The sequence below is a fragment of the Enterococcus saigonensis genome (assembly GCF_011397115.1).
Lineage (GTDB): Bacteria > Bacillota > Bacilli > Lactobacillales > Enterococcaceae > Enterococcus_C > Enterococcus_C saigonensis.
Genome location: NZ_AP022822.1, coordinates 158,427 through 182,173, shown reverse-complemented (window position 1 = coordinate 182,173; position 23,747 = coordinate 158,427). Strand labels below are relative to the sequence as shown.

Here is a 23,747-nt window from a genome sequence, read left to right as displayed (position 1 = left end):
GCAACAACTTTTTGTCACCGCTAAATCTCCCTAAAGAAAACGAATTAACGAAATTATTTATTATCTTTTACAAATTGATCCAATTGTTTTTGCATATCTTTTTGGGCATCGTCCCAACCCGCTTTTTTAAGTTCAGAAATAAGTTCTGGAATTGTAGTTTCCGGATCAATTGAACCTGTGTTTAAATTGGCTTTGTAACGGTTCATAACGTTCATAATGCTCGATAATTGGGTTTTAAAATTGTCTGTTTTTGCGTTAAAACCTAAGATTGGAGAAGTTTGTGCATTTTCGATACTTTCATCCCGTTGTTTAATTTGTTCATCCGTAATTGTATCTTGAGTATATAAGATCATATTATTCCCGGTATTCCAAGCTGCCATGTGCTCGTTTGGTTTGTAACCATCAAGTAATTTCAACTTGTTGTCGCCAACTTTTTCCCAAGCTTTGCCTTCAACACCATACACTAAACCATTTAATAATTCTGGATCAGTATTTAGCAAGTTTAAAAATTCAACTGCTTTTTCTTTATTTTTTGAAGTATTGGAAACAACAAAGTTTGCCATTTGTGCTTGGCTTGTTGTTTTCAATTGATTGGTTAACGGACGAGAGGTTAAATCTTGTTGGGCTGCATTACGTAAAATTGTATCACCGTAATCCATTGGTCCTTGTGTTTCTTCACGCATGAACCAAGTGTTACCTTCTAATGGGAAACCAGTTGTATTAGTTGCTGCATCAGTCGGAATCAAGCCTTCTTTGTACCATTCGTGCAACGTTTTTAAGTTATTTTGGAATTCTTTGTCTTCATATTGGTTAATAATTTTTGGTGCGCCATCAGCATCTAAGCGAACTGCAAAAGGATAATCTTTTCCTAATGGGAAGTCCATGTTAGAAGAGGCGTTAAAAGTTTGACCAATTGCAAAAGCGGCAATTTTGGGTTCTTTTTCATGAAATTGTTTTAAAACTTCTGTAGCTGATTCATAGGAACCGTCAACTTTTGAAATATCCAAGTTATATTTTTTCACGTATTGATCATTAAAAGTTAATACTTGTTGTGCCCAAGCATTTCCGTAAACTGGAATAGCATATAATTTCCCGTCAACTTCATTACCTTTTTTGTACATTTCAGGTAGTTGATCCATGTAATCTTTGGCATATTTTTGTGATAATTCAGTCAAATCTGCAAAAGCGCCTTTTTGTGCATTTGCTACATATTGATAAGCAAAAGCAATATCGTAACTTTCACCAGAGTTGATGATGGTTGGCATTTTCTTATCCCAATCACCCCAACCGATATATTGTAAATCAATGGTTACACCAATTTTTTCTTTAATGCGCTTGTTGGCGATTTTCATTAATTCATCATAATTTTCAGGTTTATCACCTACTTGATACATTAATAATGTTTTTGAGTCGCCGCTTGCCTCTGAGTCTTTTGAAGCTTCTTTTTGATTGCCACAAGCTGCTAACCCTGCTGTCATTAATGCCAATGCACTAATACCTAGCACTTTTTTCCACGTTTTCATTACTTCTCCTCCACTCTTTTATTCTTTCACTCCGCCGATTGTCAATCCGCCCACAAAATATTTTTGGAAAAACGGATAGGTCAATGCGATCGGTAATGTTGAAACCACAACGATTGCCATGCGGGCTGATTCAGACGGCAACGCAGCAAGTCCACCTTGAATTTGCGCACCCATTCCCGCATTTCTAGCTAGAAAATCCAAATTACTTTGAATTTTCATCAATAAATATTGCAAAGGTACCAAGTTATCATTTTGAATATAAAGCAATGCGTTAAACCAGTCATTCCAATAACCTAGTGCGGCAAACAAACTGATTGTTGCAATTCCTGGTACAGCTAAAGGTAAAACGATTTTCGTGAAAATCCGTAGTTCTGTAGCACCATCAATCCGGGCAGATTCAATAATACTATCTGGTACCGTTTTAATAAAGAAGGTTCGCATTACTAAAATATTAAATGGTCCCAGTGCCATCGGCAAAATCAACGCCCAAATAGTATCTTTTAAATAAAGCATATTGCTGACGATTAAATAAGTTGCTACCATCCCTGGTGTAAATAACATTGTAACTAAGGCAAAAAGAGTAAAGAAGCGACGGAAAGGAAAGTTAGAACGAGAAATGACATACGCATAAAGCGATGTCATCGTCGCATTCACTACCGTTCCTAAAACCGTTACAAAAATTGTTACCCCAAACGCGCGGAAAATTTTTGTACTCATTTTGCCGGCAAAAATATACGAATAAGCAGCGGTTGAAAATTCTTTAGGCCAAAAACGATAGCCCAACTCCGCTAATGAATGTTCCTCTGTCAGCGAAATCATCACTACAAAGATAAAGGGTAGTACACATGAAATCGCAAATAACGCTATGACGATATTGAAGATAATATTAACCGTGGGACTAAAGGAACGAATTTCCACTTTTGAGACTTTTTCTTTTTTACGCATGTGTCGCTCCTCCTTAGAATAATGCTGAATCTGGTTCGATCCGACGAACCACGAAATTTGTGCCTAATAATAAGATTGCCCCTACAACAGATTGATATAAACTAGCTGCAGAAGACATACCAATATCACCAGTTGCAGTTAACCCATTGTAAATGTAAGTATCTAAAACAGAGGTTACTTGGTACAAGGCTCCATTATTACGTGGCAAATTATAAAACATCCCGAAGTCTGCTCTAAAAATCCCCCCAATGTTTAAAATCAACAAGACCATCATCATTGGCACGATTTGAGGAATCGTAACATTTTTAATTTGTTGCCATTTTGAAGCGCCGTCTACCATTGCCGCTTCATAGTAAGTTGGGTCAATTCCCATGACAGAAGCGTAATAAATGATACTGTTGTAACCTAAGCTCTTCCAAACATTCATCACAACGAAAATCAATGGCCACCATGTAGGATCTGTATACCAGTTAATTGGATTTTTGCCGTTATTTGTTAACCATAAATTGAAAATCCCTTTGTCTGGGCTTAAAAAAGCATATACAAAGTAACCGATTACAACCCAAGATAAAAAGTAAGGTAAAAGTGACATCGTATGATAAACTTTTACCAATTTTTTGTTTCGTAGTTCACTCATAATAATTGCAAAAGCGATCGCAAAAAATAAGTTAAATGCTAAGAAAACTACATTATACGCGATTGTATTGCGGGTAATCAGCCAAGCGTCTTTTGAAGCAAATAAGAATTTGAAATTATCAAAACCTACCCACTTACTTGTCATCAAGCTATCAATAAACCCATTTGGCGAAATGTGGAAATCTTTAAAAGCTACCACATTGGCAAACACCGGTATATAAAAGAAGAAGATAAACCAGACAAACCCTGGTAACGCCATTAAAATTAAAGCTTTATAGCGCCACACATTTTGCCAAAAGCCCACTTTTTTCCTTTTCTTCATCTTTAAACCTCCCTATATTTTTCTGCATCACGGTCGTTTTTAATCTTTTGGACCTTCCTGACGTAGTAATAATACCGCTTTCAAAACCAAGAGGTAAGGAACAAACTTTAGATAAAATGCAACAAATTTTAGAAATGATATATCTTTTTTCATGTTTTGTTCACATTTAAAACTTAGCAAAACTTTTCAACGTACAACTGGGACTATTGAAAAAAGAAGATAAGGAATTGAACTCCTCTTACCAGATAACATGATTATTTTCTGTGTATTGAATCCAGGTGTATAATAACAACTGTTTAGAGTTAAAAATGAAGTAGCGAAAGGAAATCCAGTTGTGTCATGGGTAACTTATGGTTTTACCTGCGCTAAACACACCATCTCTTTTGGGGAGATGCTATTTGGAATCGTCATGTAGTAACATTAGATGGTTACAAAAATGGCTTTCATTATGTGGTAGATCCGTTCATTGGAGTAAATTGAATTAATGCAAATGCGTTTGAAACAGCCTATAAGGTTTCTTCTCTTGCCGTTTCAGTCAGATAAAGAAGATAGGGAGTGTGATAGGTAATTTAATCATAAAAAAGACCCCACGAAATTTTTTCGTAGGGTCTTTTTTATGAAACTAATCCAGTGGTAATTCTGCTTGTGCTTCTTCAACCGTTACTTCCGTTCCATCTCCAATACCGTATGCTTCTCTAACACGGGTGGATATTTCGGCTTTCATTTCAGGATGTTCTTTCATATAATTTTTGGCGTTGTCCCGACCTTGTCCGATACGATCACCTTTGTATGAATACCAAGCACCGCTTTTATCGACGATGTCTTGTTCAACCGCCATATCTAAAAGTTCTCCTTCTTGGGAAATACCTTGGCCATACATCAAGTCAACTTCCGCTACTTTAAAAGGTGGCGCTACTTTGTTTTTAACAACTTTAATCTTAGTCCGATTCCCAATAATATCTGTTCCAGATTTTAATTGTTCCGCACGACGAACTTCTAAACGGATAGTTGCATAGAATTTCAGGGCACGGCCACCAGGAGTTGTTTCAGGATTACCAAACATAATACCAACTTTTTCACGAATTTGGTTGATAAAGACGGCAATTGTTTTCGTTTTATTAATAGAGCCTGATAGTTTACGTAATGCTTGAGACATCAAACGGGCTTGCAAACCAACGTGAGCATCTCCCATTTCACCATCAATTTCCGCACGGGGTACTAACGCCGCAACCGAATCGACTACAACGATATCAATTGCACCGCTGGAAACTAAAGCATCGGCAATTTCTAAACCTTGTTCACCAGTATCTGGTTGTGATAATAATAACTCGTCAATATTAACCCCTAAATTTTGTGCATATAAAGGATCTAAGGCATGTTCAGCATCGATAAAAGCAGCTGTACCGCCGTTTTTTTGTACTTCTGCAATGGCATGTAACGCAACGGTTGTTTTACCAGAACTTTCAGGACCATAAATTTCAACAATACGACCACGCGGGTATCCACCCACACCTAAAGCTACATCTAGAGCAAGTGAGCCACTTGGAATTGTAGAAACTTGTTGATCTGCCTTTTCTCCTAATTTCATTACGGCACCTTTACCGTAATTTTTTTCAATTTTCTTTAATGCAGCATCTAAGGCTGCTTTGCGATCGTCTGCCAAATGAATTCCCTCCATTATCTTTTCATCTGTTCTATCAAAAGCCTCATCTTTTGAAGCGAAACTGTATCAAAACAATAAAACTTGTGCAACTGTTAAGAAAGAATAACTCCGAACTACTTTTTAATAATAGCCTTTCTAAATTGAAAAAGCAAGAAAAAGCGAACGTATTTTCGCATATTAAAAGATATTAATCTTTTGTTCGCTTTTGGCTATTTATTTTGCTAAAAGCGTACGGCGCAATAAATCCAACCCCGCCATAACAGCACTATGACGCACGTAACTACGATTGCGCGTGAAGTGATACAAATATGCTTTAACTTCTGTTTCACTGGCTAATCCAATCCAAACTGTTCCTACTGGCTGTCCTTCTAGTTCAGTGGGCCCGGCTACGCCGGTAAAACTCAGCGCATAGTCAGCACCAACAATTGTGCGTGCATTTTGAGCCATCGCTTTGGCACATTCTTCGCTAACAACGCCATACTCATCCAATAAAGCCGGATCAATTTGTAGTAATTGTTCTTTTTGTTCTTTTGCATATGTCACAAAACCGCCTGCAAAAATCGCTGAAGCACCACTAACGTTGGCAAGGGTGGCTTGAAACTGACCTGCCGTTAAACTTTCTGCTGCTGTTACACGACATTTTTTTTCCTGCAATAATTTAACGACAACTGCTTCTAATGAATTTTCTTCGCCATAACCGTAAAAGTACTCCCCCACCTCCTCTAAAATGGCTGATTCCGTCTTATCTAATAATTTTATTCCGCTTATTTCATCTTGTACTTTGGCTGTTAGTCGCAATGTAACCTCATTTGGTTTAGCATACGGAGCGATGGTTGGATTTGTTTGTTCTTCAATTAAATCAGCTAGTTGTGTCACCAATTGGGATTCTCCAATTCCATAAAAACGCAGTACACGAGAAATAAGTTTATCTGCTTGTGGAAATTTTTCTGTTAATAAGGCTTTTCCATGGTGCAAAAACATCGGACGCAATTCTGAAGGTGGTCCTGGTAAAAGTAGAAAAGCAGTTGTCGAGCTTTGATAAAAAATACCAATGGCAAGACCTGTCTCATTTGGTAACGCAATACCGTCTTCAAAAACCAATACCTGTCTTAAATTATTGGAGGTCATTTTTCGCTTGGCTCGCGTAAAAAAGAGATCTAATTCCTTGCGACCTGCAACATCTTCCACTAAATTTTGCCCGACGTATTTGGCTACAACGTCTTTTGTTAAATCATCTGTTGTTGGCCCCAAACCACCGCACAAAACAACTAAATCACTACGATTATCTGCTGTTTTTAGCAAACTTTCTAAGCGTTCGGGATTATCCCCTACTACACTATGATAATAAACCTCAATCCCCAAATCTGCTAATTCTTCTGAAATAAAAGTCGCATTGGTATTAACGACTTGTCCTAATAAAATTTCTGTTCCTACTGCAATAATTTCTGCTTTCAATGTGATCCCTCACTTTCATATACGCATTTGATAAAAAAAACAATGAGGTGCTGCAAAATAAATTTTATTTTACAGCACCTCTTTCTGGGAATTTAGGGAATAAAATTTATCCCACAATTGTTATATTTAATTTTACATTGAGCCTTTGAATACCGCTGTATTTTTGACAAAATAATCAACGCCTGAGTAAATTGTAAAAATTAAGCACGCATAAAGCAAAATTTGATCAACTGGAATTCCGATTAAGTTAAACGGAATATTGTTTAAAAATAAGAAAATAATTGCTAGCATTTGTGTCGCTGTCTTTACTTTTCCTGGCCATGCAGCAGCCATTACTTCGCCACCTTCTACCAGCAATAACCGTAATCCTGTCACAGCTAATTCACGGCAGACGATAATTGCAACAACCCAGCCTGGTGCTTTGTTTAAGTCAACTAGTAAAATAAAAGCTGTCATCACGAGCATCTTGTCTGCTAGAGGGTCAGCAAATTTACCAAAATTAGTAACTAACCCACGCGCTCGAGCAATATGACCATCGAGCCAGTCAGTAAAACTTGCGACCGCAAAAATAATCGCTGCGACTAAATGGGTAATGGCCAGTTCAGTTCCCCCTACAGTAAGGGTGCCAAAATCCAAAGGCAATACTAAAATCATTATAAAAATTGGAATCATACAGATTCGAATAACCGTCAATTTGTTGGGTAAATTCACTTGAAAAAATCTCCTTTTCTACACAAAACTGTCTGTCTACTCAGCTGTCTGATAATTAATTGTCAATGTTATATTTTTCCGCAAAGCCGGAATATTCGGATCTGTGTAATTTAAGTCTTTGCCATTAGCTTTGATATTTAAGTTGCCACTTGCGCCTAAAACAATGGTTGCATTAGCTGCACCTTCTGGTAAAGTCGTTGACTGCGTTTCTCCTGCTTGCAATGTATATTGATAAACGTAGCCATTGTTAACTAGGACACCAATCCAGCACGGACCATTTGCGTTGCCGGCAAAATCTAGTTTAATTGGACCTTTGGCATCAGTCAAACTAAAAACTGCTTCACTTTGAGTGTTACTATCCAGTTTTACTGCCATTTCTTTTTCTTTTTTCTCAGATTCTTTCGTAGATTCTGCGGGTTTTGTCTCGGATTCTTTAGTGGAAGATGCTGCCGCTTTACTTGAACTTGCTGTGGAGGCTTGGTTAACAACTACCGAAGAATTATCTGCAATCATTGGTGTTTGATTGCTGCGATCTTGCCACGTCATGTAAAAGACAATCACGACAATAACCAATGCCACTAACCCAAAGAAAATAACCGGTAATAACCTCATAATGGGATTGCCAGTTTTTTCTTCTACATGTAAAGATTTTCTTGAACCTTGTACTGTTTCTGGTTGTGCGCGCTTAGGCACAGGTGGTGTAAGCGAAGCTTTGCCATCTAAAATAGCAACTAATTTATCTCCATCTTCTCCGACTGCCTGTGCATATTGCTTCACAAAAGCCCGGACATAAAAAGAACCGGGTAAAGCATCTAATTTTCCGCTTTCAATCGCTTCTAAATAGCGTTTTTGAATTTTGGTGATTTGTTGTAGTTCATCCAAAGAAATATTTTTATTTAAACGGGCTTGCCGTAATCTTGCACCGATAGTTGTTGCTTCATTTGCCACTTACACATTCTCTCCAGTCTTTAATGCAGCCAGCCTCCGGTCACAGGAATTGTTGCACCGGTAATATATTGGGCATCTTGTTGAAATAAAAAGGCTACAGCTGCCGCGATTTCCTTCGTATATGCTAGTCTTCCTAACGGGATTTCTGCTATCAATTGTTCTAATTCAGCAGGTGAAAATTCTTCGTTCATCTTCGTTGCAACAGCTCCAGGCGCAATACAATTGACCGTACAGCCATTGGCAGCAACTTCTTTTGCATAGGCACGAACAAAACTTTGTTGTGCCCCTTTAACTGCACTATAAACAGTTTCTAAACTACTGCCCGCCAAACCATAAACAGAGCCGACAAAAACAACTCTTGCTTGGCTAGAACGTCGTAATTTTTCTTCCAAACCTTGCAAAATTAACATGGGCGTTTCCAAGTGAATCTGCCATAACTGACGCATATCTTGTTGTGTATGTTCACAAAGCAGACCATATTTGGTAAACCCGGCGGCAAAAACAATGCCGTCTACTTGAAACAAATCCGCCAAAAATGACGGAATATCGGGGGTTTCTAGCATATCTAAGCATACCATAAAAAAATCTTGCTGGGGATAGGTTTCCTTTAACTCGCTAACAAATTTTAATACTTTTTCTTCATTGCGATAATAGTGGCAGTATAAAGACCAGCCAGATTTGGCTAAAGTACGACAAATGGCTTCACCAATATCACCGCTTGCTCCCATTACAAGCGCATTTTTCAATGCTTACTCCCCCTTAGGATACATGAAAAATTCGCTCATTGCCGCCTCGTCTATCATCTGATCACCGCAAGAATAAATATCCGCTAGAGTAATGGATTGAATAATTTCCGGTAAATCAAACAATGTTAATTCACCAAATAAGTTTTGATTGAATTGATTGGCAATGTATTCTAAGGAATTCAAAGACTGGAAGAATTTCCCTAGCATTCGTTTTTTCAATAATGTCAAATTGGTTTCATTAATTTCAGTATCTTCTCCGTAATTGAGCAAAATTTCTTTCACTGCTTTGGTAAGTTCAGCTGGCTTATCACTGTCACCGCCAAAATCAGCAAAGCAAAAAGTACGATCCAAATTGAACTCATAACCAAAAGTATCATCAATAATTCCTTCATCATATAAGCGCAAATAATTTTTCGATGTCGTGCCTAAAAGTAATTGCCATAACAAACTAGCAGCCGTTTTGAAACGTAATAATTCTGTGTTGTCTGTTGGTAATTGATTGGTTAATACTTTGATGCCTAAAACACCTTTGGCACGCGCCACTGGCATTTCCAAGGAATCAACTTTTTTGATATCTGTCAATGTTTCAGCTGGAAATGCTCGTTGAATTGGTTGCGGCAGTAAAAAATCCTTGCTTGCCTGATTCTCTTTAATCAACGTCATCATACTTTCAGGCTCAATATTGCCTACCACAAATAATTTCATATTGCTAGGATGATAGAAAGTGTTGTAGCACGTGTAGAGGTCTTCTGCTGTAATTTCAGCAATACTTTCTACTGTGCCCGCAATATCAATATGCAAGGGATGTTGTGGATATAAGTTATTAATAATGCCAAAAAATTGGCGCCAATTGGGGTCATCTTGATACATTTGAATTTCTTGGCCGATAATTCCTTTTTCTTTATTAACACTTTCAGCGGTAAAATAAGGTGCTTGAACAAAATCGAGTAAGGTTGCTACATTTAAATCGATATTATCTGTGGCAGAAAATAAATAGCTGGTTTTAGTGAAACTGGTAAAGGCATTGGCAGAAGCTCCTTGTTTTCCAAAATCTTGAAAAACGTCTCCTGTCTCTTTTTCAAACATCTTATGTTCCAAAAAATGCGCAATTCCATCGGGTACAGTAATAAATTCTTTTTCCCCTAGCGGAATAAAGCGATTATCAATTGAACCATAATCCGTTGTGAACAAGCCATAAGTTTTATGAAAATCCGGTTTAGGTAATAAATACACCGTTAAACCATTGGGTAAAACTTCGCTATATAACGTTTCGTTTACCTTTTCGTACACTTTTTTCATTATGAGGCGCTCCTTTCCAAGCAGTAAATAGCTTTTAATTCTACAGATAAAGCCATTTTCTTCACCGCTTCAATCGTTACTGCGTCAATTCCTTTGAGAAAAGCTTCCTCAGACACTTTTGTTTGAGGCAGCCACAAGTCTAAATACGCGTTTTCAATTAACGCCTGGGGATTATCTAAAGATAAAAGAAACTGATTCTTTAACATCGCTTTAGTTTGCGCCAACTCTTCCGTGGAGATTTCCCCTTTACGCAAACTTTCTAGCTGCTCATTGATTAAGTGCAAAACAGCCGCTCTTTTTTCTTGATCAATACCTGTTTGCACCTTTAACATACCGCGAAAAGAATCAAAAGAAGAAGAGGCATAATAAGCTAAACTTTCTTTTTCTCTTACGTTCATAAATAATTTGGAATGAGGAAAACCACCAAATAAACCATTGAAAACTAAGAGAGCAAAGCGATCAGTATCGCCGTAATACGTCTCCATTTGATAGGCTAAATTTAACTTCGCCTGTGTTACTTGATCATATTCCACTTGCTCATTGATAATATTGCTATGCTTTTGGGTAAAGAAAATTTCGGGTTTTGCGCGCGCTGTTTTTTCAAAAGGCAGTTGAGCAAAACTTTTACGCACTTGCTCAGGAGTAACATCTCCAATAACAAAAATATCAATGTGATCTTCTGTCATCATCTGTTGATAAACTGCTACTAATTTTTCTGCAGTTAAATCTTCCGTGGTAGGAACGGTACCAAAACTTGGAACTTTTTGATCCGGCGAATTTTGGAAAAATAATTCTTGCAATCGCAAAGAAGCAAACGTCTGTTTATCTTCTTTCATACTCTTCAAATAAGCGATTAAATTTTCTTTTTCCGTCACAAACGTTTTTTCATCGAATGCGCCAGCTTTTATATTAGGGGCAAATAAAATCTCCTGTAAAAAGGCTACCGCATCATCAAAAAGATGATCTTCTCCTACATATGCTCCATTCACAAGGGACATTCCTACGTTGATTTGATGAATATTACCCTTTTTAGCAACACTAACACCAAACCCTGCCCCATAAAGCTCTGCTAAACGCGTACTTAACTCATTTTGGGTAGGATAGTTTAAACTATTGGTTTCCAATAAACTCGTCAATAATGTGCGCGCTGCTGCTGTTTTCTCACTGTGACGAGCCGAAAAACGGATTAAGATCCGCGTGGTCTTGTATTTTTTGCTTGGCATCACTTCAAGGTTGATGCCATTTCCTAATTCAATTGACATACACATGCTCCTTATTACATAGTACCAACTTATGGACTAAAGGTTGTTACTACTGCAAATTTAACTTCTTTATTTTTTAATCTGAGAATCTAATTTACTTGTAGAAAAAAACTTTTTTACTAGTCATATTTTGAAATTGCATCACTACAATTATAGCATAGCCCGCTGTCAACGGTTTACTTTACGCCTGTTTACGATTTTTTTTCATATCATTTCAAATATTTAAAAATCTTCGCTATACTGATTTTAGTAATTCGCATTTTAATGCAAATTTTTCGCAACAAATGAAATTTTCCGATTTCATTTTCAATGTGAAAAGACTAGAAAGGAGTAGACAAATGATTAAGGAATTTAAAGAGTTTTTAATGCGAGGAAGTGTCTTGGACCTAGCCGTTGGGGTAGTTATCGGGAGTGCTTTTACTAGTATCGTCAATCAAGTGGTTGAAGGACTGATTACACCATTAATTGGATTAATTGTGTCGCTATTTACCAAAAAAGGTGATCTGGATTCCGCAATGAATGTTTTAGACGTTAAAATTAACGGTGTTAAATTCGAATTTGGTAACGTCGTAAGTGCTATTATCACCTTTATCATCACTGGTTTTGTTCTATTCATTATCGTAAAATTTGCCAATCGCGCCAAAGATTTACGCAAAAAAGAAGAAGTGGAAGAAGAACCAGAAATTACAGCTGAAGACTACTTAAAAGATATTCGCGATTTGTTGGAAGCACAAAGTGGACCTGCCACAAAAAAAGCACGGGAAGATTTGAATAATTCAGAATACTAAAAAAGACTCTGGGATAAACGTCAATTGACTTTTGTCCCAGAGCCTTTTTTACATTTTCTTAAAACGGTACGATAGGTTGATGTGCTAAAAATACATGTCTTTTTTAGCTTCGTTAGAGTCGAGGCTTTTCATTTTTACATGTTTTTAACTTTGTACGAAATATTTATCCCTTATGGTACAAAAAAAGCTCTTACACTACTTTGAACAGTGAGTGTAAGAGCTCTTCAATTAAAAAGCATCCAACTGCATATCAATATGAGGAATATCATCTTCTAGATAAACATCAGAAATAGGTTTAAAACCAAAGCTGGCGTAGAAATCTTGTAAGTAAGCTTGAGCACCGATGACAATTTTTTTACCCGGAAATCTTTCTTCAATTACTGCAATTGTTTTGGCTACAATTTGTTTGCCTAACCCTGTACCACGAAATTTCTCCGTTACCAAAACACGTCCAAAATGAATCGTGTCATCATCTTCATAAATGCGTGTATACGCCGCAATTTGCTCGTCTTCTGCGATAAAATAAGTGTGCAGTGCGACTTCATCTATTTCGTCAATTTCTTGATAGGGACAATTTTGTTCCACCACAAAAACTGCCACTCGTTCTTTTGCTAATTGGTAAAATTCTTTAGTTGTTAATGCTGCGAAACTTTTTACCACATATTCCATTTGGCCCCTCCTAATAAAAAAATTATCTTATAATCCTAGATACAGCTCGTGAATTGTGCTATCTTTTAAAAAAAATACGAAAGCCCTTCTGAGCCTTCGTAATTTTTTATATTGCATCACCTAAAAATTCGATTTCGACAGTGCGCGTTAAAACATCGGAATAACTGTATGACACTCGTTCGAAGGAATTTTCTTCTGGATCTAAATCGACCACGAACACAGAAGGGTATGTTTCTGTTAGAATCCCTTTACGTTCCGTTTGACGTTTACGACCAGTTTGCGCCACCAGCATGATTTCACTGCCGATACGACATTCTAAATCTTTTTTGATAGAAGCTAAAGTTGTTGGCATCGCGTTCACCTCGCTTGCCATCTTATCACATTTTTCTGAAAATTTCAAGTGTATCATAATTTTTTTGGTGTTTCAATACTGAATTTTTCGTTATTTTTTTCTTCTTTTAAAGGTTCTGTTTTCAAAAAAATTTCACCAATTCATTTTCATCCTCTTGCGTATTTTTCGGCGGGCACGTTCTAACGCACAATAAATTTTTTGCTGACTCATGGCATGTTGATAAGCATAATATTCTACCTGTTCTCCTTTTAAATAAGCCTGTAATACATCCGCTTCCAACCTTGATAATAAGCAAAAAGCTGACAGAAGCTCTTCTTCTAACAATAGCTGTTCTTCTGCTAATAGTACATTTTGATTGTGGGCAACCAAAAAGTCTGGACCCTCTTTAGCAATTTTTTCTTCCAACGAGATAGCTTCCACCATTGCTTTTCTTTTGTAGGCACCTTGTTTTCGCAATTCGCTTTTTATTTTATTTTCAAAGTTGTTTCTAAAAAAGGTGCCAAAAGAAACACCTCGAGACTCCTCATAACAGCTCAAAGAGTGAAAGAAACTTATCCGACCTTCTTGCAACCAATCATCATAATCAAAATCCCGCAGATAATACTGCCCCATCACTTTATAGACGACCGGGCGATAATCAAAAAAGAGCTTTTCAAAAACTTCCATCTGGTTCAAAACTACTTGGGGGTTAAAAGATGTACACCTCATTTTACTACCTCCTCCCAAATTCTCTTACTTTTTGACTGTATCATGAAAAAAAGCCCAACCAGTTTCATCCGGCGGGCTAATCAGCGTATTAATAATTTTAATTTTTTTTACTTAATTCCTGCAATTTTTGTTGCAACTCCGAAAGTTGTGCTTCATTCCATGGAGAGTTACGCCGAAAATTGCTGAATTTTAAATCTTCTTGATGTTCAGCAATTAATTTATTCGTTTTTTGCACTGTTTTGTACAATTCACGGGCAGAAGTTCGTAAAGCACCTTGGGAAAAGACTACCCATTGTTCTGCTAAATCACTAGTTGCGACGGTAACTTGTGTCAAGGCATTATTCAACTCTCCGGAAACCCGTTCAATATAACTGTCGGCAGTTTCTCCTTCTTCGGTGAAAATAACCTGCAACTGATATTTGGTATAGCGCTGAGTGATCCCTGGTACAAATTGGGCATCAAACACAACGATGATTTCTAAACCTTCGTATTTGGCATAATTTGACAATAAACTAAGCAGTGTTTCTCTTGCATCTTCTAATTTTTCTGCCTTTTTTAGCGAAACCAATTCCGGCCAGGCACCAATCATATTGTATCCATCAACAATTAATAGTTGTTTTTTCACCCTATTCACCTGCCCGTTGACTAAAGGCTTGATACATCAAAAGACCGCTGGCAACACTGGCATTTAAACTTTGTACGTGTCCTACCATTGGAATTGTCAGCAGCTCATCAACTGACTTCATCAAGCCAGCACTCATACCTTTGCCTTCATTACCAATAATAAGACCTATCTTCCCTTTGGCATTCCATTTGCGATAGTCTGTTCCTTCCATTGCCGTACCAAAAATCCAGAAGCCAGTATCTTTTAACTGTTGGACGGCTTGACTTAAGTTAGTCACGCGGGCAATTGGCATGTGTTCTACGGCACCTGTGGATGTTTTCACCACAATTGGGGTAATTCCGACGGCACGGTGTTTGGGAATAATCACCCCGTCGACTCCCGCTGCATCGGCAGTTCGTAAAATTGAGCCAAAATTATGCGGATCTTCTAAATTATCCAAAATCAAATAAAATGGGTTTTCTTTTTTTGTAATTTCCAATAACTCTGGTAATGAAAGGTATTCATATGGCGTAATAGCGAGCACCATTCCTTGATGAACACCGCTATCACTCATCGTATCTAATTTATTTTTTGGAACCCATTTAACCGGTACTGCTTGTTCTGTTGCTAATATTTTTAAGCCTTCGATTTTATCACCACGAGCATCTTCTGCTAAAAAAAGTTTATTGCCGCGACCAGCCTTTAAAGCTTCCACTACCGCGTGATGACCAAAGACAAAATTTTCGTTAACTTCAGTTGCTTGACTACTAACAGGGGCAATTGTCTTTTGGCTTCCGGTAAAATCATCTGCTTTTTTACGCCGAAAATTTCCTTTTTCATTAGAATTTTTCCCGCGTCTGTTTTTATCTCTTGTGCCATAAAAATTCCGGTTTTGATTTTTTGGCGGTTTGTCTTCTCGTCTATTTGCCATTTGTTTCACCTACCTTCTTGATACACCAGTCTATGAGCTCTTCTAAGCGTTCTTTTTTGTTTAACAAGTGCAGATAACCCATCAATGATTCAAAGCCTGTCGCAATGCGATAGGTAGTAATATCCGCATTTTTTGCACTAGTATGACTTTTGCTATTGCGTCCACGACGATAAAACAATTCCTCATCTTCAGATAAAATACCCGCACCTAACATTTCATTCATTAAAAAGGCCTGAGCTTTGGCAGAAACATAGTGGGTTGCTTGTTTGTGCAATTGATTTGGGCGGCTTTGACCAGACGATACCAAATAATCGCGAATGTAGACTTCGTAAATTGCATCTCCCACATAAGCTAGTGCCAAGCCATTTAATTGTGTGTAATCTCTCATACTTCTCGTCTCCATCGTGTACCTTGTGCAGTATCTTCCAAAATAATTCCTTGTTCTTTTAACCGATCGCGAATTTCATCACTGCGAGCAAAATCTTTATTTTGACGTGCCTCAATTCGTTGTGCAATCAATTTTTCAATCTCTTCGTCTAGTAATTCATCGCGAGTAAAACGAATCCCAAAAACGGCTAACCAATCTTGTAATTTTTTTATTGCAGCATTTAAGACAACTTGGGAAACTTCATTTTTTTCAGCATACATATTCAACCATTTGGCTAATTCATACACTACCGTAATGCCATTGGCAGCATTAAAATCATCATCCATTTCTGCCACAAAGCGGTTTTCCAATTCTGCTAACTCTGCAAGCTTTCCTTCATCACAAGTTAAATCAACTTGTGCTGTGGCCAATCGGAAGTTGGCATTTTCATATGCCGTTTTTAAACGTTGTAAATTATTGGCTGCATCTTTTAACGTTGCTTCACTATATCGAATCGGACGACGATATTGCGTTGTTGCCATAAAAAAACGTAAAACTTGTGGTTCAACTTTTTGAATCAAATCGTGAACCGTTACAAAATTCCCCAGTGATTTACTCATTTTTTCATCATCTTCACCAATGGTTACATAGCCATTGTGCATCCAATAATTTGCAAAAGTATGACCGGTTTTAGCTTCACTTTGCGCAATTTCATTTTCATGATGCGGAAATTCCAAGTCTTGACCACCACCGTGAATGTCAATGGTATCCCCTAAATGTTTGGTCGCCATAACAGAACATTCGATATGCCACCCCGGACGTCCTTTCCCCCACGGTGAATCCCAGGATATTTCCTCAGGTTTCGCACTTTTCCATAAGGCAAAATCTAATGGATCTTCTTTAATATCTTGCTCAGCACCTGTCCGCTGACTAGCACCTATTTCCAATTCATCGATTGATTGATCGCTTAACTTGCCATAATTTTCAAATTTACGGGTACGATAATAAACGTCCCCCTTTGATTCATAGGCGTAGCCTTTTTCTACTAAAACTGTAATAAAATTTATAATGTCTGGAATATGATCCATCACGCGTGGATGCAATGTGGCCGGTTCTACATTTAAAGCATTGGTATCTTCTTCAAACGCATGAATAAATCGTTCTGCTACTTCTGGCGCTGTGACACCTAGTTCTTTCGCCGCACGAATAATTTTGTCGTCAACATCTGTAAAATTAGAAACATAATTTACTTCAAAGCCTCGATATTCAAAGTAACGACGGATAGTATCAAACGCAATTGTACTTCTGGCATTGCCGATGTGGATATAATTATAAACAGTCGGGCCGCAGACATACATCCGCACTTTGTTGGCTTCAATGGGTTTGAATTCTTCTTTTTCTCGCGTCATGGTATTGTAAATTTTTATCATAATTCAACCTTCTTTCCTGCAATTCGCACAACTTTAGCCGGTACCCCTACCGCCGTTGCTTCATCTGGAATATTTTTTAATACAACTGCCCCAGCACCAATTTTCGCATTTTTACCAATTGTTACAGGTCCTAAAATTTGCGCATTAGCAGAAATCATCGCACCAGATTTAACCGTTGGATGTCGTTTCCCACCATGTTTACCAGTGCCACCTAGCGTAACTCCATGAAATAAAACCACATCATCGCCAATTTCTGCTGTTTCACCAATCACTACCCCCATACCATGATCAATAAAGACGCCTTGACCAATTTTTGCTCCGGGATGGATTTCAATACCGGTTAAAAAGCGCTGAAATTGCGAACTAAGCCGCGCCCACAAAAACAACTTATGGTTGTACAAAAAATGTTCAAAGCGATGCCAAAACAACGCATGAATACCCGGATACGTCAAAATAATTTCCAATGTGTGTCGGGCCGCTGGATCATTTTCCTTGGCCGCTTGAATCGCACGTTTCCCCCATCCCATCGTATTCCCTCCTAATTAAGATGTTCAAAAAAGATTGGGCTTGATCGTAAACAGTAAGATAAAATGGCGGATATGCCGGTCTATAACACGTGAAATGCTTATTCTTTCAAATCGTTTTGAATCCGATCTTGCTAACTGTTTTAAACAATTGTTTCCCATCTTTTAATAGTCAAAATGCTTATTCTAATAAAAAAGCGCCCTTTAAATAAGTTTCCTTACTTAAAAGACGCTTTTGGCGTGGTTCCACTTTCATTTGAACAAAGTAATTCTTTGTCCCTCATCTGTGGGTAACGTCCACAAAACGGCTTAAAGCTTGCTCCTAGGTGCATTTCCTGCTTCATTTCAGCTACTTCCACCAATCGTAACCTCTCTTTTAGAAAATCCCGCAGTACTTCGTCTAATCAACACAATTTTATTCAATTTCACAACTTTTAATGTAATACTGTATTCCAAAAAAAGTTACATTACTTGTTGTAAGTGAGCTAAAGCTTTTTCTTTACCTAAAAGTTCAACTGTATCTGGTAATTCTGGTCCATGAGTTTGACCAGAAACCGCAACTCGAATCGGCATAAATAAGTTCTTACCTTTTATACCTGTTTCTTTTTGTACTTCTTTAATGGCAGTTTTAACACTTGGAGCATCGACAGTATCCATTGCTTCAAGTTTCGCTTTAAAGGCAGCTAGTACTTGTGGTACTGTTTCGCCTGCTAATACTGCTTTAGCTGCATCATCTAAAACAGGATGTTCTATAAAGAACAATTCAGACAATTCAACAATTTGAGCAGCATAACTCATTTGTGGTTGATATAAACCAACAATTTTTTTCACTCGATCCATATCTTTTTCAGATAAATCAGCTTCCACACGCCCAGCTTTTTGAAGATAAGGCAAGCACATATCCGCTAAAACATCTAAGTCCATTGCTTTAATGTAGTGGTTGTTAACCCATTCCAACTTTTTAGCATCGAAAGCTGCTGGAGACTTACTTAAGCGATTTGGGTCAAACATTTTAATCAATTCATCCTGACTGAAAATTTCATCTTCGCCAACTGGTGACCAACCTAATAACGCAATAAAGTTAAACATTGCTTCTGGTAAATAGCCCAATTCTCGATATTGTTCGATAAATTGTAGAATTGATTCATCCCGCTTACTTAATTTTTTCCCTGTTTCAGAATTAATGATTAAGGTCATATGGCCAAATTCTGGTGCTTTCCAACCAAATGCTTCATAAATCATTAATTGTTTTGGCGTATTGGCAATGTGATCATCTCCACGCAAAACGTGTGTGATTTTCATCAGATGATCATCAACTGCTACAGCAAAGTTATAAGTTGGCATCCCATCGCGTTTTTGAATGACAAAATCGCCACCGACATTATCTGATTCAAAAGTGATTTCACCTTTAACCATATCGTGAAATTGATATTCCGTATTCTTTGGCACGCGAAAACGAATAACTGGTTCTAATCCTTGCGCTTCTTTTTGAGCTTGTTCTTCTGGTGTTAGGTGAGCACATTTACCAGAATAATGAGGCATTTCACCTCGCGCACGTTGTTCTTCTCTTTCAGCTTCTAATTCTTCAGGTGTACAATAACATTTATAAGCCCGGTTTGAAGCAAGTAATTGATCAATTAACGGTTGGTAAATGTCCGCTCTTTCTGATTGACGATAAGGGCCATATTCCCCTGGATTGGCAGGAGATTCATCCCAGTCCATTCCTAACCATTTCAAATTATCCAACTGGCTTTTTTCGCCGTCTTCAATATTACGCTTTGTATCCGTATCTTCAATACGGATAATGAAATCTCCACCATTGTGGCGGGCAAATAAATAGTTGAATAGCGCTGTTCTGGCATTACCAATGTGTAAATGTCCAGTTGGGCTTGGTGCGTAACGCACACGGATTTTAGTCATCTAATCGCTTCCTTCGAGTTATTTTCAAGTAGGGTAACAGCCAACGCCGCAATCGCTTCATTGCGACCAACAGGCCCTAATTGTTCCGTTGTTGTGGCTTTAATACTAAGCTGATTTTCTTCTAATTGACAAATTTCACAAAGCACTTGCCGCATTTTAGGAATAGAGTCCGCAAGTTTCGGCTGTTCAGCTAGAATTGTACAATCAATATTGTGAATAGTAAAGCCAAGCGACCATGCTTTTTGCAAAACTATCGCCAATAATTTGGTTGAAGTGGCATTTTGCACCTTTATTTCACTGGCGGGAAATACTTGCCCGATATCTCCTAGCCCTGTAGCACCTAAAATGGCATCGATAATGGCGTGCGTCAAACAATCCGCATCTGTCACTCCCGCCAAACCAAGTTGTTGTGGATGAAAAATTTCTACGCCACCTAAAATTAACGGACGTCCTGCTACTAAAGGGTGTAAATCATACCCTTGACCAATTCTAAGCATTTTTCCGGCCTTTGTTGCGATTTTTTTGATTGCCGTTTTGATTATTTTGACTTTGATTGCCATTATTTTGCATGGAGTTGTTTGTGTCTGATGCAACGGACAAGTCTTCTGCATTTTCTGGTTTTACATCATCAATTCCACGACCAGAGTGAGCAGGTTTTGCAAAAATCATTCGGCCGGCAGCAGTTTGCAACGCACTTGTGACGACGACTTTGATTCGTTCATTCATATAATGCTGCCCATCTTCTACTACAACCATTGTCCCGTCATCCAAATATGCGACACCTTGTTGGCGTTCTGTACCAGCTTTAACCAACAAAACATCCATCGTCTCTCCAGGAATGACTACTGGTTTCACTGCATTAGCCAAAGCATTGATATTTAAAACTGGAACGTTTTGAAACTCGGCTACTTTGTTTAAGTTGTAATCATTTGTCACTACAACACCATCCAAAAGTTTTGCCAATTTAATCAGCTTACTGTCGACTTCTTGAATATCTTCAAAATCACCATCATACATCTCAACTGAGATATCCTCTTCTTTTTGGAGGGCGTTTAAAATATCTAATCCACGTCGTCCACGAACACGTTTTAGACTATCACCGGAGTCAGCAATGTATTGCAATTCATATAAAACAAAGTTAGGAATTAACAACGTTCCTTCTAAAAAACCAGTTTTAGCAATGTCATACACACGTCCATCGATAATAACACTGGTGTCCAAAATTTTATAGCGATGGAAAGTATCTCCAGCTTTACGTTCTAAAATTTGCTGCTGTGTTTCTTCTGTTTTTTTAGATTTTGGTGTAAATATTTTCTTCCACTCTTCAATTCGCGTAACACCTACTTGAAAGCCAAAATAACCAAGTAAAATCATAACAAAAAAAGGTAAAAAACTAGTCACAAACGGAATATTCAAATTGTACAAGGGAATAGAAATAATCATCCCAATCATTAATCCGATAATAGTTCCAATTGCACCAAAAAGTAGATACGTTAAACTAATTTCACTTAATTTTTTCTCAATATAAGACAAACCAGCTGAAATATACCGTTCCAATACCAACGCGAATAAAAAGAAAATAATTGCGCCAATCAAAATGTTGGTAAAGGGATTGTTTAGCCACTGGTTGTCGGCCACTTGGATCGTACGCCATGCCATGGGTAAAAATGTAGCTCCCAAACTTGCACCGGCTACGACCATTAATAAAACAATGATCCGTCGTTGCATAACAAAACTCCTCCGATTTTTATCACCAAGTGGAAAAGATAAGGCCAACAAGCGCCGCAAACAACACGCCTAGACAATCTCATCTTTTCAACCTTGGTATACTTTTCTTGTCTTTTGACAAGAAAGTGATGGTTTTACTGGGTATTTTAATTAAAAACTTTTTTTAATGTTTCTGCTAGCGTTGCCACACCAACAACGTGAATACCTTTTGGTGCATCCCAGCCACTTAAATTATTTTTGGGCAGATAAACTTTGGTAAAACCCAATTTTTGTACTTCTTTGACCCGCTGTTCAATGTTTGAAACCCGTCTAATCTCACCGGTTAAACCAATTTCACCAATAAAACATTCCGTGGGACTAGTTCCTTTTTCTTTATAGCTAGAAGCAATTGCCACTGCAACGGCCAAATCAATCGCGGGCTCATTTAATTTCACACCGCCTGCTGCCTTTAAGTAGGCATCTTGATTTTGTAACAGCAAACCGGCGCGTTTTTCCAAAACTGCCATAATGAGTGATACCCGATTAAAATCAAGTCCTGTGGTGGTGCGTTTGGCATTACCAAACATCGTCGGGGTAACGAGGGCTTGAATTTCAACTAAAATTGGGCGACTACCCTCCATCGCAACTACAATAGCAGAGCCAGTTGCACCGGCCAAACGTTCCTCCAAAAAAACCTGCGAAGGATTTAAAACTTCATGCAACCCATCTTCATGCATTTCAAAAATACCAATTTCATTCGTAGAACCAAAACGGTTTTTTACAGCACGTAAAATACGGAAAGTATGGTGTTTTTCACCTTCAAAATACAACACCGTATCCACCATATGCTCTAACATCCTAGGTCCTGCAATGGAACCTTCTTTTGTCACATGACCGACAATAAAGATGGCGATGCCGTTGGACTTAGCAATTTTTAACAACTCAGCAGTCGTTTCACGCACTTGTGAAACACTACCGGCAACACTCGTAATATCTGGCTGAGTCATAGTTTGAATCGAGTCAATAATGACATAATCTGGTGCCAGATTTTCAATGGCGCGAGAAATTTCGTGCATGTCCGTTTCGGCGTACAAATAAAATTCCGTTTGAATGGAACCTAAACGTTCGGCCCGCATTTTGATTTGTTCCGCGCTTTCTTCACCAGAGACGTATAACACTTTCCCACCAGATTCTGCCAATTGTTGCGAAACTTGCAAAAGCAAGGTCGATTTCCCAATACCAGGGTCCCCGCCGATTAATACCATCGAGCCAGGGACAACGCCACCACCTAAAACGCGGTTTAATTCTGCTAATTTTGTTTTGACCCGTGGTTCTTTTTTGGGGACAACATCGGCGATTTTCGTGGGTCTCGTTTTCTCACCAGTTAAACTAGTACGTACACGGCGATCCGTTGTGTCTTGAATAACCACTTCTACCATCGCATTCCAACTTCCACAGTTGGGACATTTACCGAGATATTTTGGTGAGATATAGCCACAATGTTGACATTCAAATTGGACTTTAGGCTTTTTAGCCACAAACCATCCCTCCATTTTATTTTAGCACATCAAAAGCATTATCCCGCTGTACTAAACGTGTCTTTTTTATTTGTTTGACGAACCAAAACCACCCGTGCGCACAGCACTAGTACTGTCTTGATCTGATTTTAGAAATGGTAAGAAAATTCCCTGCCCAATTCGCTCGCCTTTTTTTATTATCACATCTGTTAAACCAAAGTTAGTGAACTGAAACATGATATGCCCTTCGTTATCGGCATTATTATAATAATCACTATCAATGACGCCCACCCCATTGGTTAACACCAAGAAACGTTTTAACGGATTGCTGGAGCGATTAGCTAATTGCAAAAATTCTTCTTGTCCCATGTAAGCTTTAATCCCAGTCGGAACTAAAACTGGTTTTAAGAATTTACCGCCATCTTTAGCAGCTTTCAAGGCTTTTAGCCCTGTTATTACGCCTTCTTGCCAAATGCTTGGAATTACAATGTCTTGGGCTGCTTCAAAATCATAACCTGCAGCATGATTGGTCGCCCGCTTTGGTAAGGAAATATCTTGATCTAAAAAATGTGAAACTACTTCAAAACCTCGTGTACGCAAGTGAGTACCTCCTAAAATTACAATCAAATGAAAAATAATTTTTTAGCTTTTACAAATGCAAAGAAAAGCTTTTCACAATTGAAAATCTACTTATTTTACATAACGCTATTTTAGCATAAT

The 23,747-nt window shown here is 38.0% G+C and carries 24 protein-coding genes and 1 other annotated feature; of the genes, 1 reads left to right on the top strand and 23 read right to left on the bottom strand.

Going from position 1 to position 23,747, the window contains the following annotated elements; translation table 11 throughout:
* Window positions 1-53: 53 nt before the first annotated feature.
* From EsVE80_RS00810 to yfmF, 10 genes are all read right to left on the bottom strand, one after another.
* Window positions 54-1,523: an ABC transporter substrate-binding protein gene (locus EsVE80_RS00810; RefSeq protein WP_173102036.1), complete on the bottom strand. Its 1,470-nt coding sequence runs from the start codon at window positions 1,521-1,523 to the stop codon at window positions 54-56.
* An 18-nt stretch (window positions 1,524-1,541) separates the two neighbouring features.
* Window positions 1,542-2,468, bottom strand: coding sequence for a carbohydrate ABC transporter permease (locus EsVE80_RS00805; protein ID WP_173102035.1), 927 nt, complete (start codon window positions 2,466-2,468; stop codon window positions 1,542-1,544).
* Window positions 2,469-2,481: 13 nt separating this feature from the next.
* The gene (locus EsVE80_RS00800; protein ID WP_173102034.1) at window positions 2,482-3,426 is read right to left on the bottom strand and encodes an ABC transporter permease; all 945 of its coding nucleotides are present in this window, start codon (window positions 3,424-3,426) and stop codon (window positions 2,482-2,484) included.
* A 622-nt stretch (window positions 3,427-4,048) separates the two neighbouring features.
* A complete protein-coding gene (recA, locus tag EsVE80_RS00795) occupies window positions 4,049-5,089 on the bottom strand; it encodes a recombinase RecA (protein ID WP_173102033.1) in 1,041 nt (346 codons plus the stop codon).
* 213 nt (window positions 5,090-5,302) lie between these two features.
* Entirely contained in the window at window positions 5,303-6,544 is a 1,242-nt protein-coding gene (locus EsVE80_RS00790; RefSeq protein WP_173102032.1) for a competence/damage-inducible protein A, read from the bottom strand.
* 132 nt (window positions 6,545-6,676) lie between these two features.
* Complete coding sequence (gene pgsA / locus EsVE80_RS00785; protein ID WP_173102031.1) at window positions 6,677-7,255, bottom strand: CDP-diacylglycerol--glycerol-3-phosphate 3-phosphatidyltransferase; 579 nt, start codon at window positions 7,253-7,255, stop codon at window positions 6,677-6,679.
* A gap of 36 nt (window positions 7,256-7,291) precedes the next feature.
* Complete coding sequence (locus tag EsVE80_RS00780; protein ID WP_173102030.1) at window positions 7,292-8,203, bottom strand: helix-turn-helix domain-containing protein; 912 nt, start codon at window positions 8,201-8,203, stop codon at window positions 7,292-7,294.
* Between the two features lie 20 nt (window positions 8,204-8,223).
* Window positions 8,224-8,949, bottom strand: coding sequence for an elongation factor P 5-aminopentanone reductase (gene ymfI / locus EsVE80_RS00775; RefSeq protein WP_173102029.1), 726 nt, complete (start codon window positions 8,947-8,949; stop codon window positions 8,224-8,226).
* Between the two features lie 3 nt (window positions 8,950-8,952).
* Window positions 8,953-10,251 (bottom strand): EF-P 5-aminopentanol modification-associated protein YfmH, encoded by a 1,299-nt coding sequence (gene yfmH, locus EsVE80_RS00770; RefSeq protein WP_173104090.1) that lies wholly within the window; start codon window positions 10,249-10,251, stop codon window positions 8,953-8,955.
* A complete protein-coding gene (gene yfmF, locus EsVE80_RS00765) occupies window positions 10,248-11,510 on the bottom strand; it encodes an EF-P 5-aminopentanol modification-associated protein YfmF (protein WP_173102028.1) in 1,263 nt (420 codons plus the stop codon). Before yfmF ends, yfmH begins: the two co-directional genes overlap by 4 nt.
* 338 nt (window positions 11,511-11,848) lie before the next feature.
* Here yfmF and mscL point away from each other — a divergent pair, with 338 nt between their 5' ends.
* On the top strand, window positions 11,849-12,298 hold the full coding sequence (gene mscL / locus EsVE80_RS00760; RefSeq protein WP_173102027.1) for a large conductance mechanosensitive channel protein MscL: 450 nt from the start codon (window positions 11,849-11,851) through the stop codon (window positions 12,296-12,298).
* A 228-nt stretch (window positions 12,299-12,526) separates the two neighbouring features.
* Here the strand turns inward: mscL and EsVE80_RS00755 are convergent, their stop codons facing one another.
* The 13 genes from EsVE80_RS00755 to EsVE80_RS00695 form a co-directional block, all read right to left on the bottom strand.
* Complete coding sequence (locus EsVE80_RS00755; RefSeq protein WP_173102026.1) at window positions 12,527-12,967, bottom strand: GNAT family N-acetyltransferase; 441 nt, start codon at window positions 12,965-12,967, stop codon at window positions 12,527-12,529.
* A 106-nt stretch (window positions 12,968-13,073) separates the two neighbouring features.
* Window positions 13,074-13,376, bottom strand: coding sequence for a Veg family protein (locus EsVE80_RS00750; protein WP_408639861.1), 303 nt, complete (start codon window positions 13,374-13,376; stop codon window positions 13,074-13,076).
* 75 nt (window positions 13,377-13,451) lie between these two features.
* Window positions 13,452-14,027: a sigma-70 family RNA polymerase sigma factor gene (locus tag EsVE80_RS00745; protein WP_173102025.1), complete on the bottom strand. Its 576-nt coding sequence runs from the start codon at window positions 14,025-14,027 to the stop codon at window positions 13,452-13,454.
* 97 nt (window positions 14,028-14,124) lie between these two features.
* Window positions 14,125-14,652, bottom strand: a complete 528-nt coding sequence (locus tag EsVE80_RS00740) for an NYN domain-containing protein (RefSeq protein ID WP_173102024.1) — start codon at window positions 14,650-14,652, stop codon at window positions 14,125-14,127.
* 1 nt (window position 14,653) lies between these two features.
* Window positions 14,654-15,562, bottom strand: a complete 909-nt coding sequence (gene rlmB, locus EsVE80_RS00735; protein WP_173102023.1) for a 23S rRNA (guanosine(2251)-2'-O)-methyltransferase RlmB — start codon at window positions 15,560-15,562, stop codon at window positions 14,654-14,656.
* Window positions 15,552-15,950 carry a Mini-ribonuclease 3 gene (locus EsVE80_RS00730; RefSeq protein WP_173102022.1) on the bottom strand — a complete coding sequence of 133 codons (399 nt, stop codon included), beginning with the start codon at window positions 15,948-15,950 and terminating at the stop codon, window positions 15,552-15,554. Before EsVE80_RS00730 ends, rlmB begins: the two co-directional genes overlap by 11 nt.
* Window positions 15,947-17,359, bottom strand: a complete 1,413-nt coding sequence (gene cysS / locus EsVE80_RS00725) for a cysteine--tRNA ligase (protein ID WP_173102021.1) — start codon at window positions 17,357-17,359, stop codon at window positions 15,947-15,949. Before cysS ends, EsVE80_RS00730 begins: the two co-directional genes overlap by 4 nt.
* Window positions 17,356-17,886, bottom strand: coding sequence for a serine O-acetyltransferase EpsC (gene epsC / locus EsVE80_RS00720; protein WP_173102020.1), 531 nt, complete (start codon window positions 17,884-17,886; stop codon window positions 17,356-17,358). The genes cysS and epsC overlap by 4 nt, the downstream gene beginning before the upstream one ends.
* 219 nt (window positions 17,887-18,105) lie before the next feature.
* Window positions 18,106-18,300 (bottom strand) — a binding site (T-box leader).
* Window positions 18,301-18,345: 45 nt separating this feature from the next.
* On the bottom strand, window positions 18,346-19,803 hold the full coding sequence (gene gltX, locus EsVE80_RS00715) for a glutamate--tRNA ligase (protein WP_173102019.1): 1,458 nt from the start codon (window positions 19,801-19,803) through the stop codon (window positions 18,346-18,348).
* Window positions 19,800-20,300, bottom strand: coding sequence for a 2-C-methyl-D-erythritol 2,4-cyclodiphosphate synthase (ispF, locus tag EsVE80_RS00710; protein WP_173102018.1), 501 nt, complete (start codon window positions 20,298-20,300; stop codon window positions 19,800-19,802). Before ispF ends, gltX begins: the two co-directional genes overlap by 4 nt.
* Window positions 20,293-21,531 (bottom strand): PIN/TRAM domain-containing protein, encoded by a 1,239-nt coding sequence (locus EsVE80_RS00705; protein ID WP_173102017.1) that lies wholly within the window; start codon window positions 21,529-21,531, stop codon window positions 20,293-20,295. The genes ispF and EsVE80_RS00705 overlap by 8 nt, the downstream gene beginning before the upstream one ends.
* 146 nt (window positions 21,532-21,677) lie before the next feature.
* The gene (gene radA / locus EsVE80_RS00700) at window positions 21,678-23,048 is read right to left on the bottom strand and encodes a DNA repair protein RadA (RefSeq protein WP_173102016.1); all 1,371 of its coding nucleotides are present in this window, start codon (window positions 23,046-23,048) and stop codon (window positions 21,678-21,680) included.
* 66 nt (window positions 23,049-23,114) lie between these two features.
* Window positions 23,115-23,627, bottom strand: coding sequence for a dCTP deaminase/dUTPase family protein (locus tag EsVE80_RS00695; protein WP_173102015.1), 513 nt, complete (start codon window positions 23,625-23,627; stop codon window positions 23,115-23,117).
* Window positions 23,628-23,747 lie beyond the last annotated feature (120 nt).